This is a genomic window from Bradyrhizobium sp. AZCC 1721, assembly GCF_036924715.1.
GTDB lineage: Bacteria > Pseudomonadota > Alphaproteobacteria > Rhizobiales > Xanthobacteraceae > Bradyrhizobium.
The window spans coordinates 102,540-118,145 of the sequence record NZ_JAZHSB010000001.1; the positions used below are offsets into that span (position 1 = coordinate 102,540).

14 protein-coding genes and 1 tRNA gene are annotated in these 15,606 nt (G+C 59.2%); 10 read left to right on the forward strand and 5 right to left on the reverse strand.

Annotated features, from left to right (window positions below; genetic code table 11):
• The first annotated feature begins 164 nt into the window (after positions 1-164).
• The 4 genes from V1273_RS00485 (at position 165) to V1273_RS00500 (ending at position 4,874) form a co-directional block, all read left to right on the forward strand.
• Entirely contained in the window at positions 165-2,807 is a 2,643-nt protein-coding gene (locus tag V1273_RS00485) for a DUF2235 domain-containing protein (RefSeq protein WP_334408379.1), read from the forward strand.
• 9 nt (positions 2,808-2,816) lie between these two features.
• The gene (locus V1273_RS00490) at positions 2,817-3,587 is read left to right on the forward strand and encodes a class I SAM-dependent methyltransferase (protein ID WP_334408381.1); all 771 of its coding nucleotides are present in this window, start codon (positions 2,817-2,819) and stop codon (positions 3,585-3,587) included.
• A gap of 112 nt (positions 3,588-3,699) precedes the next feature.
• Positions 3,700-4,401 (forward strand): SIR2 family NAD-dependent protein deacylase, encoded by a 702-nt coding sequence (locus tag V1273_RS00495; protein ID WP_334408382.1) that lies wholly within the window; start codon positions 3,700-3,702, stop codon positions 4,399-4,401.
• Positions 4,402-4,403: 2 nt separating this feature from the next.
• Positions 4,404-4,874, forward strand: coding sequence for a non-canonical purine NTP pyrophosphatase (locus V1273_RS00500; RefSeq protein WP_334408383.1), 471 nt, complete (start codon positions 4,404-4,406; stop codon positions 4,872-4,874).
• A gap of 170 nt (positions 4,875-5,044) precedes the next feature.
• Here V1273_RS00500 and V1273_RS00505 read toward each other — a convergent pair whose 3' ends face one another.
• Positions 5,045-6,721 carry an HTH domain-containing protein gene (locus V1273_RS00505; RefSeq protein ID WP_334408384.1) on the reverse strand — a complete coding sequence of 559 codons (1,677 nt, stop codon included), beginning with the start codon at positions 6,719-6,721 and terminating at the stop codon, positions 5,045-5,047.
• Between the two features lie 299 nt (positions 6,722-7,020).
• A tRNA-Gly gene (locus tag V1273_RS00510) sits at positions 7,021-7,095 on the reverse strand.
• Between the two features lie 397 nt (positions 7,096-7,492).
• On the opposite strand from V1273_RS00510, the gene trxA reads away from it, so the two are divergent.
• Together trxA and V1273_RS00520 are read left to right on the forward strand one after the other, a co-directional pair.
• Positions 7,493-8,416 carry a thioredoxin gene (gene trxA, locus V1273_RS00515; RefSeq protein WP_334365751.1) on the forward strand — a complete coding sequence of 308 codons (924 nt, stop codon included), beginning with the start codon at positions 7,493-7,495 and terminating at the stop codon, positions 8,414-8,416.
• A 74-nt stretch (positions 8,417-8,490) separates the two neighbouring features.
• Positions 8,491-9,165, forward strand: a complete 675-nt coding sequence (locus V1273_RS00520; RefSeq protein WP_334365752.1) for an LON peptidase substrate-binding domain-containing protein — start codon at positions 8,491-8,493, stop codon at positions 9,163-9,165.
• A gap of 79 nt (positions 9,166-9,244) precedes the next feature.
• On the opposite strand, the gene V1273_RS00525 is transcribed toward V1273_RS00520, so the two are convergent.
• A complete protein-coding gene (locus V1273_RS00525; protein ID WP_442894130.1) occupies positions 9,245-11,692 on the reverse strand; it encodes an EAL domain-containing protein in 2,448 nt (815 codons plus the stop codon).
• Between V1273_RS00525 and V1273_RS00535 the strand changes: the two genes are divergently transcribed.
• Positions 11,648-11,797: a hypothetical protein gene (locus V1273_RS00535; protein ID WP_334369290.1), complete on the forward strand. Its 150-nt coding sequence runs from the start codon at positions 11,648-11,650 to the stop codon at positions 11,795-11,797. The genes V1273_RS00525 and V1273_RS00535 overlap by 45 nt on opposite strands.
• A 175-nt stretch (positions 11,798-11,972) precedes the next feature.
• Here V1273_RS00535 and V1273_RS00540 read toward each other — a convergent pair whose 3' ends face one another.
• The gene (locus tag V1273_RS00540; RefSeq protein WP_334408385.1) at positions 11,973-12,323 is read right to left on the reverse strand and encodes a hypothetical protein; all 351 of its coding nucleotides are present in this window, start codon (positions 12,321-12,323) and stop codon (positions 11,973-11,975) included.
• Between the two features lie 92 nt (positions 12,324-12,415).
• On the opposite strand from V1273_RS00540, the gene V1273_RS00545 reads away from it, so the two are divergent.
• Positions 12,416-12,952: a TetR/AcrR family transcriptional regulator gene (locus V1273_RS00545; RefSeq protein WP_334408386.1), complete on the forward strand. Its 537-nt coding sequence runs from the start codon at positions 12,416-12,418 to the stop codon at positions 12,950-12,952.
• Positions 12,953-13,001: 49 nt separating this feature from the next.
• Positions 13,002-13,199 (forward strand): Trm112 family protein, encoded by a 198-nt coding sequence (locus V1273_RS00550; protein WP_334365755.1) that lies wholly within the window; start codon positions 13,002-13,004, stop codon positions 13,197-13,199.
• A 116-nt stretch (positions 13,200-13,315) separates the two neighbouring features.
• Here the strand turns inward: V1273_RS00550 and V1273_RS00555 are convergent, their stop codons facing one another.
• Positions 13,316-14,533 (reverse strand): ubiquinone biosynthesis hydroxylase, encoded by a 1,218-nt coding sequence (locus V1273_RS00555; RefSeq protein ID WP_334365756.1) that lies wholly within the window; start codon positions 14,531-14,533, stop codon positions 13,316-13,318.
• Between the two features lie 210 nt (positions 14,534-14,743).
• Here V1273_RS00555 and tesB point away from each other — a divergent pair, with 210 nt between their 5' ends.
• Entirely contained in the window at positions 14,744-15,604 is an 861-nt protein-coding gene (gene tesB, locus V1273_RS00560) for an acyl-CoA thioesterase II (protein WP_334408387.1), read from the forward strand.
• The last annotated feature ends 2 nt before the right edge of the window (positions 15,605-15,606 follow it).

The following is a 15,606-nucleotide window of genomic DNA, read 5'->3' on the forward strand; positions in this document are numbered from 1 at the left end:
GCGGCGTTCCACATCAAGTGGACTGCTTGCGCTGGCACCCAATTGGTAAACGAACAACGCAATTGTGGTCCATTTCATACAGGAGTGGATCAAACCCTGAGAAAACCATTCGGCATATCCTTCAATGTCAGTCTCCCCTCGCCCGGGTTTGAGCGAGCGTCCGTATGGCCAACAAGCGGATCATTCTGCTCTCGGACGGCACCGGCAATTCCGCCGGCAAGGTCTGGCGGACGAATGTCTGGCGTGTGTTTGAATCGCTGGATCTGACGAGTTCGCAACAGATTGCGTTCTACGACGACGGGGTCGGCACCTCGTCCTTCAAGCCGTTCGCAATCCTGGGCGGCGCCTTCGGCTTCGGCCTGAAGCGGAACGTGCTCGATATCTACAAGTTTGCCTGCCGCAACTATCGCTCGCATCTGGACTATCTGGCGCTCGAGGCGGCCGCTGCGAAGACCGAGGGTCGCGAGGAGAGATACGGTCCATGGCAGAGCGACGACATCTTTGCATTCGGGTTCAGCCGGGGGGCCTTCACCATCCGCGTGGTAAATGGGCTGATCTGCGAACAGGGCCTGGTGAAATACCAGACCGAAGAGGAGCTCGATCGAAAGGTCGCGGCGGCCTACCGGGCGCACCGGGCAGAGACGTTCAAATCGCAGTTTCAGGTCGAATGGGCATTTCGAAAGCTGCGCAACCTGTTCGTGTCAGCCAAGCACGACAAGAACGAGCGCCCGGTCGATCACATCGCCTTCCTCGGCCTTTGGGATACCGTCGCCGCTTACGGCCTGCCCATCGACGAAATGACCCGCGGCGTCAGCCGCTATCTCTGGCCGCTCGAACTGCCGGACCGGCAGCTTCATCCACTGGTGCGCAAGGCCTGCCATGCTCTCTCGCTCGACGATGAGCGCACCACGTTTCATCCGCTGCTGTGGGACGAGAGTCCCGAGACCGTTGTCACCGGCACCCGGAAGACCAGTTCGGAACGGATCACGCAGGTCTGGTTCGCCGGCGTGCATTCCAATGTCGGCGGCGGATATCCGGACGACTCGCTCGCCCATGTGTCGCTGACCTGGATGTTGTCAGAGGCGCGCAGCCGCGGCCTTACCTTGAAGGCGGCGCCGGGAGCCGATCCCGACGCATTCACGCGGGTGCGGTCGACCCAGGACAAGGACGGCCGCATCTACGATTCCCGCAACGGGCTCGGCGGCTACTACCGCTATGGGCCACGGAGCGTGGCCGCGCTGTCGGATACGAAATTTTCCGACGACAAGCGCGATTGCGTGAAGATCGCAGTGCCGAAGATCCACGAAAGCGTATTCGACCGGATCTCCGTCGATGCGCATCTCTATGCGCCGGTCGCACTGCCACCGGTCTACGAAGTATTGACCTACGACGAGAGGATCGTCACCCCGGACAAGCTGACCGTCCCGCCGGGCAGACCGAAATATGAGAGCCTGGCCTCCGCCCGTCGGCGCGAGCTCACCCAGGAGCACGTCGTCGGAAGTTCGATCTGGCGGCGACGCATCATCTATTTCCTGACCGTCATCGCGTCGCTCTATTTGCTGACCTATCCGCTTACATCCACCGCGCCGGCGGCCGCCGAATTCACCACGCCCCTGCGGCCGCTTTCCGACCTCATTCGGATGGTCGGGCTCGCGTTGCCGGGCGCGGCCTCGCGCTGGATCAACGCCTATGCGAGGGAGCCGCTCTGGTTTGTGCTTTGCGCCGGTCTTGTCGCGCTGCTGCTATGGTTGAGCGCCAGCCTTAAGAACCGGATCACCGATCAGATGCGCCGCGCGTGGCGCGTGAGCCTTGCAAAGGTCGACCTGCACCGGAGCGAATCCAAACCAAGGCTCGGCCTGAGCACATCGCAAATGGTGGTGCTGGCTGGCCTGCTCTTTATCGCGCTCTATCCGCTACCGGGCTGGACCGGCTACAGCCTGCCAAAGCTGTCTGCCTCGCCGCAGACCTTCATCGACCGGATAACCCATCCCTATTTCCAGTTCTTCGCCTTTGCCGTCCTGGTCACCATGTTGCTCCCCGACAGGACTATCGCGCGCTTCAGACTGAAGGACGCCTACCGGCGATTGCTCACCACCATCAAACTCAAGGTCGCGCCTGCATTCTTTGCGGTTTTCTTCCTGGTCGGCGGCATCGCTTTCGCCAGCCACTATCTTTTCAACATTCGCGACAGCCTTGGCCACTTCTGCCAGCCAGTGGAAAAGCCAATCACGCTGGAGGTGTGCGATCCCGATGATATGAAGCTGTGCAAGCGCGCGCCCGACGGCAGCTTCCCTGCCACCTGCACGTCGGCGGCGTGCCGAGGGGTCGACTTGGCCGCATTCAACACCGCCGATCTTTGCACACCCGTGGGCGTCATGCTCGAGAGGCGCGGACATTATCAGTTCATCCTGGAGAAGGATGGCGACTGGTCGTTTCTCGGCGCACCTTCGAGCCCAGGCGGAATGCCGCTCCGTGCGTTCCTGCCCAACTGGAAGAAGAACGGTGTAACAACCGATCCAACCGTTCCACTGGGCCGATTCGCTTTGCTGGCGGCAGCTTACCCGCTCAAGCGAACGCTCGACCGGCCCTTTGGCCACGTTATCCTTCGCTACGGCGAGACCGGCAATGAAGAGAACTTCATTGATGGCGAGCCAGCGAACGGCCGCCTTGACGAGAAATTCAGAGCGACCCGCGACGGGCAGTTGTTCGTCTATCTGAACCAGCCGGTCAGCGGCGTCTTCCCGGGTCTGTTTCGCAACGTGAATTCGGGAAAGGCCAGGGTCTGGGTCTATCGCATCCCGAGGTGAGCTTCCAAAGTGAGCGTCACCCGAGGCTCATCGCTGGGCCGTGTTATTGCAACGGCAGCCAGCAAAGCGGTTGCATTCCTGTTCAAATCGTATTCAGAATTGCATCCCAGTCATCGCTCATCTTGGTCTTTCATGAACGCTGCCGGTCGAAGTCCCATGGGCGATGGAGGATATGACGATGGCTATTCCGCGTGCCCCTGTTTTTGGGGACAGGTGCCGGGCTCCCTGGTTAGAGATTTCGTGGCGGCCAATCCTTTGTTGACCGGGCGCACTGTCCTTGACCTAGGGTGCGGAGAAGGAAAGAACGCCAATGCTTTTGCGTTGGCCGGCGCTTCAGTGGACGCGGTCGATTGCTCGGCGTTGGCTATCGCCAATGGAAAACGCGCGTTCCCAAGCCAGAACATTAATTGGATAACGTCAAACGCGGCAGATCACCTAAGAAGATGCCAGACCTACGATTATGTTGTCCTGTATGGATTGCTTCATTGTTTACCCTCCGCTGAAGACATTTCGGAATTGATCGCCTTAGCGATACGAAAGACAGCGAATGGGGGAGCGCATTTTTTAGTCGCATTCAACAACGGTCCACATGATCTGTCCGCACATCCAGACTTTAGGCCGACCCTTGTTTCGCACGCCTTTTATTGCGAGCAGTACAAAAGGCAGGCCATTATCTCGGCAAGCGACACCGTTCTTCATGAGACGCATCCACACAATCAAATTCCACATTTTCACAGCATCACGCGAATCATTGCGAAAGTGAGAGATGAGCTGTCCTGAAGAACTACGCAGGCTCTACCACGAACGGCGCGTGGTGCCATTCGTTGGCGCAGGCGCATCTATGTCCGTCTCGTGGTCTGGCGGATCAGCGCGAGGACCATCATGGGAACAGATGGTCGATCAGGCGATAAAGCTTCTCGGTAGCAATGACCCTGAACTGTTGCGCCTACGCGGTAGCGATCTCCAGATTTTGGAATACTTCAAAATCAAAGTTGGAGATTTAGCGCCGTTGACCCATTGGCTTTCTCGCGAATTCTCAATGGCTACTGATAGCGACATACTGGGCTCACCCATCTTGTCCGAACTGGTCGAACTAGACCGCTGCAGCATTTTCTACACAACGAATTATGATGATTTCTTAGAGAGAGCTTTAAGGAAATCGGGCCGCCCGACTCAGGCGATCACGGCTGAACGCAGTATTGCACATAACCGCTCCGATGTTGAGGTCGTAAAGTTTCATGGTGACTTTAATAGCCCGATGGAAATGGTGGTTACCGAGTCTCAGTACATGGACCGAATGAGACTCGAAAATGCAATGGACTTCAAATTGCGTGGCGACATTTTGGGTCGTGCCGCGCTGTTTATTGGCTATAGCTTTCGTGACCCAAACGTGAACTACATTTTTCACCTAATAAATCGACTGTTTGCAAACCTGCCCGATTCGTTCACGGGGCGCCGCGCATATATCGTTTTAACGGACCCATCAGACTTCGAGCGAAGACTTTTTCAGCAAAGGAACATTGAGGTTATATCCGTGGGTTCGAATGATCGACCTCGCGAAATCGCAAATTTGATAAGGGAAATGAGATCGTAAAAATGCGCCCGATAAAGATCGTCTATTGCTCATGGAGCGATTTCAAAAAAGAAGAATGGAGAATTGCGAAGGATCATCTCGAACTGAAGTCAACGCCCGGTAAGAAGTTGGGTGAACTCTTTGACTTGGAATTTAGACAGGCGTCAACTTCGGAACCTCTTCTTTGCGACCTTGAGGCGATGGTGAAGGCCAAGATTGCGTCAGCTTACCGCCATGTCCAAGTGCCGTGCATCGTCGAGCACGCTGGACTAGTCCTCGAAGGATATGAGGTCAAATCTTTTCCAGGCGGCCTGACGCAGCCGATGTGGGACTCATTGGGTGCTGAGAAATTTGTTGGTTGCTGTTCAACCCTTAGCACCAAAGCAATTGCCCGTGCGGTGGTCGGTTACTGCGACGGAATGAATGTATCGACGTTCGTAGGTGAGACAACGGGTGTTCTCGCCGCCACCCCACGCGGCGACCGAGATTTCTAGTGGGACACTGTTTTTTGTCCCGATGGTGGAGGCGGCAAGACATACGCAGAAATCGTCGGGGTAGATCGAAGCGGATTGCTGACGAAGCTGAAGATATCCCAATCGATGCGCGCGCTGCAGAACTTCCTTGAATTTCGTCTTTCGAACGATGCTAAGCTCTTCCCAGCATATTAGGGCGAAAGTGTCTTGACGACGTAATCCAGAGTTCGACGAAACGCTTCAAGGCCAAATGAATTGTATACGACAGCGCTCGCGTGCCTGCCCAAGCTTGAAATCTCTTCCTCGACGGGGGCATCGTAAATCTTCAGGAAATCCCGATAGCTGAAGGTGAGTGTGCCATGAGCTTCACGCGCGCGGTACATTTCAAAAGCAAGGTCGGCGGGCGCTTGAACAAACAGGAGTGCAACGGAACCTTGTGAGAGACCTCGCAGCTTTTCGTAAGTCGATAGATTTCGAATACCGTCAACCACACATCTGCCGTCGCCAAAAGTGCTGACCTGTTTGAAAATTTCCGCCGCGAGCCTGTCGGGGCCACCGGGAGTGAGAATAAATCTCAGGGCACGAGCTTGAAATTCCTCGCGACCGATGTCGGATAAAGGCGGCGAGGCCATCAGGCTCGCGAGAAGCGACCCAGTTTTGACGAGAGGCAGTTTCAACCTTTCGCTTAGGTAGCTCGCTGTCTCCGACTTACCCGAGCCAATTCGACCCGACACAGCGATGATGCGATCGGTCGTAAGTTGCGTGTGATTTAAGACTTCAAATCTTGCTTTGGCGATGACCGTTGATGGATAGAATCGTCGCAAGCACAACTGCGACCAATATTCAAATTCGGCAAGATCGACTGTATCCTTCGATAGATCAATCCACCCAATTCCCTTAATTGACGAATCTCCCTTCTGGAGCTGTCTCGCTTGGGACCAGTCCGATAGCCAAGCTCTATAAACGACCGCAACGTGCCTGCGTCCAACCTCCGAAGAGTCATCGTTGAGAATCGCCAAGCGCTCAAGAGGCACCCCTTGGAATAGCTTAAGCGTTTCGTGACTGGGTGCGTGCGGGCCGTCTTTTGTCGCTCCGTTTCTAGTTTTGTCCGGCAGCTTAAGTTCTTCAGACAGCTCACGTCGTGCGCAGGATGACAGGCCGTGATCCGTATGAGAAAGTATGTCCATATCTGCAGCGCTAACATGGCCGCCAAAACCAATGCATTTTGAGCCGCGTAGAAATTCGGCGGCTCGGCTAAGGTACGACCTTTTGAAGAAGAGAAGGCGCTGACCGCATTGAACTAGGACATACGTGATGAACTGCTTTGCGTCGTCTCTGGTTTCAGCTTCAGAGCGTGCGACATATTCAAGATTTTTTGGCTGAAGAAGTTGCGTCAGGATTTCTCCCGGATCGGTATCAACGCCTTGAAACGTCAGCAGCTCGCTAAAGCTGTTCTCTTTCACGCATAGCACTTCTTCCTTGGGTGTTCGAAGAACCCGAGGCACTGCTAGATACTCGGTAGTCGGGTGATGCGACCCGTTGACAGAATGGGGAACAAAAGTGGCGTTTGCCAGCTTTGCCCGTACTGTAAATCTTCCCTTTGATGTCCTTGCAAACCGCGAGTGCTGTCCACGCGTCAGGATATCGATGCTCAATCGAGCTTGCATCGACTTCTCGGGCGTTCGGCTCATGACGTGATCGCCGAACAGACCTTGATCGATTCCGCGGTCCACTATTTCACGCGCTTTCAGAGGCGATAATGCCTTCGACAAGACGGTCTCGGCCACTCGGAGATAGGTCTGACTTTCTCCATCCCCGTGACTGGCGGCATCCTGCAACGAAACCGTTTGCTTTTCGTAAGCGCGCATCAACTCTCTCAAAACTCTAACGCCATTTTGCGGCGGTATCGTTTTCGCGGGAAGCGGGACTACTACAGCTTATCGCATGGGCACCATTGAGCCACGGGCCGAACGGCCATCTTTGTTCTTCGGTCCACCAAAGACTGTGTGGGATCAACAGAAATCATCGGCGTGAAATGCCGTGTCAGGGACCGTGCCCATGGCCCGCAAGTTACGCCCCGCTGTTTACCCCTGCCCCCGGACGGAAAGCGCATAACGGCCGGCCCCCCGAAGGGGTCAGCTAAGTCATTGCCAAAATTGAGAGAGATTGGAGCGGGCGAAGGGGCTCGAACCCTCGACCCCGACCTTGGCAAGGTCGTGCTCTACCACTGAGCTACACCCGCATCCGAGATGGCGGCGATCGCTCGCCGTCAACGGCAGACCTATGCCAAATGCGGGCTGCGAATGCAACAGTCCGCGCACGGTCCGAAGCTTTTCCGGATGATCCGATTTCTTTTGACTAAATAGGCTCGAATCGGTCCGAAACAACAGCAAAATGGAATTTGTCGGGCCTCATGCCATCGCCGGGAACCCGGAGTTAGCCGCCAGGGCGATAGCCCGATTCGCGGGCCGCCGGCCCCGGAGGCACTCGGACGGTTCGGAACGCCGGCCCGGACCGATTGATTTTTGCGGCCAAGCCGCCATCTAGCGAACGAGAACTTGGTTCCGGACCGTGCTAGAAGCAGCCCGACCCGCAGCCGATATTCTGCGTTCCTTCTCGAGACATCAGGCGAGGATACCGTGACGATAGTTGAGCAGGGCGGCGGCCCGGCACCGCAGGCAGTACCCGATCTGATCAAGGAGACGACCACCCAGACCTTCGTGAAGGATGTCATCGAGGAATCGAAGCGCCAGCCGGTGCTGATCGACTTCTGGGCGCCCTGGTGCGGCCCTTGCCGTCAGCTCACGCCGGTGCTGGAGAAGGCGGTTCGGGCCGCCAAGGGTAAGGTCAAACTGGTCAAGATGAATATCGACGAGCATCCGGCCATTCCGGGCCAGATGGGCATTCAGTCGATCCCGGCGGTGATCGCGTTCGTGGGCGGCCAACCCGCCGATGGTTTTATGGGCGCGGTGCCGGAGAGCCAGGTCAACGCCTTCATCGACAAGCTCACCAAGGGCATGACGGCGCCGGGTGAGCCGAACATTGCGGAAATTCTGAAAGAGGCTGAGGCCGTGCTGGCGGAAGGCGATCCGGCCGCCGCAGCACAGATTTATGCCGAGATACTCGGTTTCGATGCCACCAATATCGCCGCACTGGCCGGACTGGCGAAGTGCTACGTGACGACGGGTGCCGTCGAACAAGCCAAGCAGACGCTAGCGATGGTACCGGAATCGAAGCGCAACGATGCCGCCGTCAAGGCGGTGCAGGCCTCGATCGATCTTGCCGAGCAGGCGCAGTCGGTCGGCCCGGTGACCGAGCTCGAACAAAAGGTCGCCGCAAACCCGCTCGACCATCAGGCGCGATTCGACTTGGCGACGGCGCTCAATGCGCTCGGCAAGCGCGCGGAGGCGACCAACCAACTGCTGGAAATCGTCAAGCGCGATCGGAAGTGGAACGACGACGGCGCGCGCAAGCAGCTCGTGCAGTTCTTCGAGGCGTGGGGCGGCACCGACGAGGCAACCGTCGAGGGACGCAAGCGGCTGTCGACGATCCTTTTCTCGTAGGACGTATTCCGCGCGCGGGACATGGTTTTGTGAAGAGAACACCCACCAAACCAACGAACTGACCGGGACTGCAGATGCCGATCAATGCCGAATACCGCGGACCCGGCGAGCTTCCCGAAATCATTCCGGTATTTCCGTTGCCGGGCGCGCTGTTGCTGCCGCGCGGCCAGATGCCGCTCAATATTTTCGAGCCGCGCTATCTGGCTATGGTGGACGACGCGCTGCGCGACGGCCACCGGCTGATCGGGATGATCCAGCCGGACATTTCCCACTCCAGGGACGAGACAAGGCCGGTGCTGTTCCAAGTCGGCTGTGTCGGCCGCATCACCCAGCTCGCCGAATCCGGCGACGGCCGCTACATCCTCGAATTGACCGGGGTCGCGCGCTTCAAGGTGGTCGAGGAAATCGCAGCACTGACTACGTACCGGCAATGCAAGGTGGACTTCTTCCCCTATGCCGACGATTTCGTCGCGCGCAAAGGCGAGGAGGAAGTCGACCGCACGGCGTTGCTCGACGTGCTGAACGATTTTCTAAAAGCCAACAATCTGAAGGTGGATTGGGAAGGTATCGAGAGCGCGCCGAACGAGGCGCTGGTCAATGCGCTCGCGATGATGTCGCCGTATGGTCCGGCGGAGAAGCAGGCGATGCTGGAGGCGCCGGACCTGAAAACCCGCGCCGAGATCCTGATTGCGGTGACCGAAATGGACCTCGCCAAGAAGCGCACCAGCGGCGACACCGGGCTGCAGTAGATGCAACCCACTCCCCGAAGCGGTTCAGGCACGTTGCGACGCCTGCCGCTAATCCACATCTACCCTGCTTGACGCCCCTTCAGTGCGCCATGGTCCGAGCAGCCTTGCGCCGTCGCGCCGGTTGAGCCTGGGGGCGCACCATTGACAGAACGCTGGCGCCACTCATTGGTCGGCCAAGATAATAGCCCTGCATTTCAGTGCATGCCTCTGCATGGAGGATTTCGAGCTGTTCCTCGGTTTCGACTCCTTCGGCCGTCGTCGTCCTGCCGAGATTGACCGCAAATCGAACCACCGCGCGAGCAATCAGGCGCGATTCCTCCTTTGCATCCGACAATGCGTTGACGAAGCTGCGATCGATCTTGATCTTGTCGAATGGAAACCTCTGAACGAGGCTTAGCGATGAATAGCCGGTCCCAAAATCGTCCAGGGCGATTCGCACACCCAATTTGTGTAACTGATCGAGCGCAGCGAACACGGCCTCGCTGTCATGCATGGTGACCGTCTCGGTGACCTCGAGCTCAAGTCTTTGTGGCGCAATTCCCGAATTCGCGAGCGCCGCCACGATGATCGAAACCAGCTCTTTGCTCCTGAATTGAGCGGGTGACAGGTTTACTGCGATCCGCAGATCGGTGGGCCATTTGGCCGCCTCGGCACAGGCGGCCCTCAGCACCCATTCTCCGAGAGGCACGATCAAGCCTGTTTCTTCCGCAAGCGGGATAAAATCGGCAGGCATGACCAGGCCGCGCTGAGGATGATACCAGCGCAACAGCGCCTCAAAGCCGCTGGTTTCTCCGCTCGCAACATTGACAATCGGCTGGTAGTGGAGCTCGAATTCACCCTTGGCAAGCGCATCACGCATATCGCGCTCCAGGTTGCGCCGGGCACGCATGAGCTGGTCCAGCTCGGGCTCGAAGAAGCGGAATGCGCCGCGTCCGCCGCTCTTGGCGGAATAGAGCGCGAGATCTGCGCTCTTCAGGATCTCGTCAGGGCTGGTTCCGTCGCGCGGCGCGATAGCAATGCCGATGCTGGTGCCGATGGTCACCCGATGGTCGCCGAGATCGAAAGGTTCGCAGAGCGCGTGGCTGATTTTCTCGGCGAGGGCCGCGGCTTCGACGACGGGATTGGTCACGTAGTCGATAACGGCGAACTCGTCGCCGCCCAGCCGTGCAATCAGCGCCGTATCGCGGATGCATTCGAGCAGCCGCGCGGCGACGGCTTGCAGCAGCTTGTCACCTGTCGGATGACCGAGCGTGTCGTTGACTTCCTTGAAGCGATCGAGATCGAGCATCAAGACGGCAAGACCGGATCCGCCCTCGCGGATGATTGCAAGCGCGTGCTCCATGCGCACTCTCAGCCGCACGCGATTTGGCAGGTCGGTCAGCGCGTCATGCTGGGCCATATGGATGATCCGGGCTTCGGAGCGCCGCTGCTCGGTGACGTCGAGGTGCGTCGCCACCCACCCGCCGCCTGCCATTGGCTGTCGAGTCACGCAGATCAGCCGGCCATCGGCAAACTCGTCGATGCGGCTTGCGGTTGCGTTCACCGGCAGCGCGTTGATGGTCGAGACTAACTGCTGCGCAGCCTCGCGCTTGAGGATACCGGTGGCGATGCGATGCTGGATGATCTCGCGGTGCGGTGTCCCCGGTCTCAGCAGTTCCGGCGGCAGCCTGTACATTTCGGCATAGCGGGCATTGCAGACGACGAGCCGCTTTTCTGAATCGAACATGCAGAGGCCCTCACCCATGTGATTAATGGCTGTGTCCAGCCTGAGCTTCTGTTCTTGCAGTTCTCGCTGGGAGCGTTCGACCTGCTGCCGGGCGACCGAAAGCTGGCTGATTATTTCCTCGAATTTGCTGGTGCGGCTGGCGAGGCGGCGATCCGCCAACACGCCAATCAGGCTCATTCCGAGCACCGATAAAGCCACGCCGGCGATCGCCAAGGCAAGGAAGCCGGGAGAGAGCGACAGCGTGTGGGATGTCTGCGTCGGGTCGGGAACGATCTGCACCGCGCCCATGGCGGTGAAATGATGCGAGACAATTGCAAGCGTCAGCATGAGCGCCGCTGCCAGCGTGCCCCATTTTTCCTTATAGCCAAGCGCAATCGCCAGCGCGGCAGAACTGAAGAATATGCCGAGGCCGATCGAGACAAACACGAGGTCGAGCGACCAGGTTACGTGGCCCGGCACTTCGAGCGCCCACATGCCGAGATAGTGCATGCTCGCAATGCCTGCGCCTATGACGGCACCGCCGGCTGCCGCGCGCCACCGTCCGGAATTCCTGACAGCAAGTCCAAAGCCACTGGATGTCAGTATCATCGCTGCGGCAAGCGACAGCGCCGTCAGGACGAGGCCGTAGTCGGTTGATACGCCAGGCTCGTAAGCGAGCATTGCGACGAAATGCGTCGCCCAGATTCCGTATCCGATCGCAGCGCCGGCAATTGCGATCCAGATCAGCCGCGTTCGGGCCTGTGAAGCAATTGCGCGATGAAAGATGTTGACGGCAACGGTGCTGGAAACGAGGCAAACCAAACCAGCGAGCAGAACAAGCCGCCAATCGTGCTCGGCAATAAGGCAATTAAAAACGCGGAACATATTACGGGCCCCATCGTCAATGCTGCCGATGAAAGCGCGTAATTGGCATTGTCCCGTTAATTTCGTGCAATACCGGGTTCCATGCTTATTGGGCCGTAAATGCAATCGGCGCAATGACAGCCGAATCCCCGTAAAACCACCGGAAGCTTGTTACCTTGATACCGTAATGATTGCGCAACAGGTCGAGCGACGTAGCACTAGTTGCCAGGAGCGTGGGCTAATATCCCGCAATTGCCAGTACCACGACGGCGCCAAGGGCTTTCCAGCCGAAGCCGCGTCCGCGCGACCACCACGCATTGGCGGCGGCGGCAAAGGCGTAGACCGCGACGATCGTTGCGACGATCCAGTGCCGCGCGCTCTCCGATCCAAACGAGGGCGCGGCAATCAGCAGCACTCCGCCGCCGATCCAGGCCACCGTACCCGCCTGCCATACCAGGCGGATGAGGGTGCGCAGGCTTTCGGGCTGAATGGTCGCCTTGGCGAACACCTTGGTTTCCCCGAGCACGCCATGGATCAGGGCCACCGCTATGCCGGCGACGCCGGCGCATTGCAAAATCAGATCGCGCATCGATAACGTCTCCATACACTGCTGTATGGTATGCGCTGCATTCTGGCGCCTGTCAATACAGTGGTGTATGGTGGCAAGATCGCGGAACCCAGATGAGCAATCAACTAGCGGCAAAGGACTGGCTCGATCAGGGCCTGAAGACGTTGGCGACCCGTGGCTTCACCGCACTGAAGGCGGAGCCTTTGGCCAAGGCGATGGGAGTGTCGCGCGGCAGCTTCTATTGGCATTTCGCCGATATCGGCGCGTTCCATGCCGCAATCCTCGCACGCTGGCATGAGGTCGCGGCCGAGCAGATCATCGCCAATGTCGAGGCGGCCTCGAAGGACGAGAACCCGCTCGCGCTGCTGCTGCGCCGCGTGTTCGGCGAACGGCTGATGCTGGAACGGGCGGTCCGCACCTGGGCGAGCGTCGATCCTGCCGCCCGCGCCGCCGTGCAGGCGATCGACCGGCGCCGGCTCGGCTATGTCGAAGGTCTTTTGGCGCAATCCGGATTGTCGACGGATGTGGCCCGCGCGAGGGCGCAAATCCTGTATTGGGCCTTTCTCGGCTTTGCGCTGTCAGATCAGCCATTGCCGAAGGCACGACAAGAGGCCGTGGTCGACGAATTGGTACGGATGTCAGCGCCATGACACCTCGCGATTTGGTATGCTAAGGGCTACGCCTATCTGGAGAGAGTAAATGACAGCCCCGCCCGAACGCCTCGACGGCACCGTCGATCGAAAATTGCTGGAGATCCTGGTCTGTCCGGTGACCAAGGGCCCGCTCGAATTCGATTCGAGCCGGCAGGAATTGATTTCGCGTTCCGCCAAGCTCGCCTATCCGATCCGCGACGGCATCCCGATCATGCTGCCGGAAGAGGCGCGGAAGATCGAGTGAGGGTGAGCGCTGCCCTCTCCACGTCATTGCGAGCGAAGCGAAGCAATCCATCTCTCCGCTTGTTGCTGCATGGATTGCTTCGTCGCTTCGCTCCTCGCAATGACGACAGCTAGCAGCTACAGCGCCTCGCCCTTCAACAATCGCGGCACCTCGCCCGACAATCCCGCTGCCTGGCGGATGAACAAGTTCTTCAGCGGCGGCGCGCGATCGACGAGGCCGAGCCCGATATCCCGCACGGTGCGCAGCAGCGTCGATTCGTTCGAGAACAGAAAATTCAGCGAGTTGGTCGCAACGCCCATGGCCATGGTGTCGAACCGCCGCCAGCGCTGGTAGCGGTCGAGCACATCGGCCTGCCCAGGATCGATGCCGAGCCGGGCCGCATCGACCACGACTTCGGCCAACGCCGCGACGTCCTTCAGGCCCATATTGAGCCCCTGTCCCGCGATTGGATGAATCACATGCGCGGCGTCGCCGACCAGCGCCAGCCGCTCGGCGATGAATGAACGCGCAACGAAATAGCCGAGCGGAAACGCGCGCGGCTTGTCGAGCGCCTTGATCTCGCCGAGGTGCAGCCCGAAGCGCTTCTCGAGCTCATCGTGGAATTCGGCTTCGCCAAGCGCAGTGATGCGTGCGGCCTCGTTCCGGTTCTCGGTCCACACCAGCGACGAGCGCTTTCCATTCAGCGGCAGGATCGCGAACGGACCCGCCGGGAGAAAATGCTCTTCGGCACGACCGTGATGATCCCGCTCATGGCCGACGGTGACTACGATGCCGGATTGATCGTAGTCCCAGCCATGGGTGGCAATGCCGGCGCGCTCGCGCAGTCTTGAGCGCGCGCCGTCGGCGGCGACCAGCAAGCTTGCCTCGATGACACCGCCGTCGGCGAGCGTCACGGTGACGCCATCGGAACGTGAATCGTAAGTCGAAACGGCGGTAGCCCGGAGATCGATGCCATCGGCTTCGGCGCGCTCCACCAGCGCGTCGATCAGGCGGCGATTCTCGACCATGTGGGCAAACGGCTCGCCGGGTTCGACATCTCCCGCAAACGTCAGGAATACCGGGCGTGTCGCGTCATCCAACCTGGAGTCGGTAACGACCATGTCGAGGATGGCTTGCGAATCCGACACCTGATTCCAGACGCCGAGCGTCTCAAAAAGCCGCCGGCAGGCGGCCACAATAGCGGTCGCGCGTGGGTCGCGGCTCGGCCGCAGCCCGAGCGCGGGATCGGCGACGACAACGGGAATCTCCGCGCCAAGGCCCTGGCGGAGCGCCAGCGCCAGCGCCAGCCCGGCAAAGGCGCCGCCGCAGATGACAATACTTCGCTGTGTCGCCATGCCATCCGTACCCGGTTACGCCCTCAGACCAGACTTGCTACCTGATAATAGCTGGGCGAAACAGAGCCGAGAAACAAGGTCCTTAACCAGATGTCACTCCGGGGCGCACTTAGCGCGAACCCGGAATCCAGAGGTTTGGCACGAGATTCCGGGTTCGCCTCTTCGAGGCGCCCCGGAATGACGGCGCCTCCACGAATTGAAAGCACTACCATGTCCAAAGGCCTGATTGACCTGATTTCCATCCTCGATCTCGAGCCGCTCGAGGTGAACCTGTTCCGCGGCAACAGTCCGAAGACGAGCTGGCAGCGGGTGTTCGGCGGACAGGTGATCGGGCAGGCCATGGTCGCGGCATGCCGCACTGTCGAAGGCCGCCTGCCACATTCGATCCATTGCTATTTCATCCTGCCCGGCGATCCGCAGATTCCGATCATCTACGAGGTCGAACGGCTGCGAGACGGCAAGAGCTATTCGACCAGGCGCGTCACCGCGATCCAGCACGGCAATGCGATCTTCTCCATCATGGTTTCTTTTCATGCCGAGGAGGAAGGCGCCTTCGACCATCAGGACAAGATGCCGGACGTGCCGCCGCCGGAGAAACTCACCGCCGAGGAAGTGGCAAAACAGCCGATGTTCCGCGAGATGCCGGAATTCATCCGCCGCTACTACGAATCCGACCGGCCGATCGAACTGCGCCCGGTCGAGCTCGGCCGCTATTTCGGCCAGAAGATCGACGACGGGCGCATCCATGTCTGGATCCGCACAGCAGCCAAGCTGCCCGACAATCCGGCGCTGCACATGTGCGCGCTGGCCTATGCGTCGGATTTCTCGCTGCTTGACGCCGTGATGGCGCGCTACGGCCGCACGCTGTTTGACAAGCGCATGATGCCGGCGAGCCTCGATCACGCGATGTGGTTTCACCGACCGTTCCGCGCCGACGAATGGCTGCTCTACGCGCAGGATTCGCCGAGCGCGCAGGACGGCCGCGGATTGACCCGCGGCCTGATCTTCAAGCCTGACGGCACACTGGTGGCGTCGGTCGCCCAGGAAGGCTCGGTCCGCCAGCGCAAGTAAGA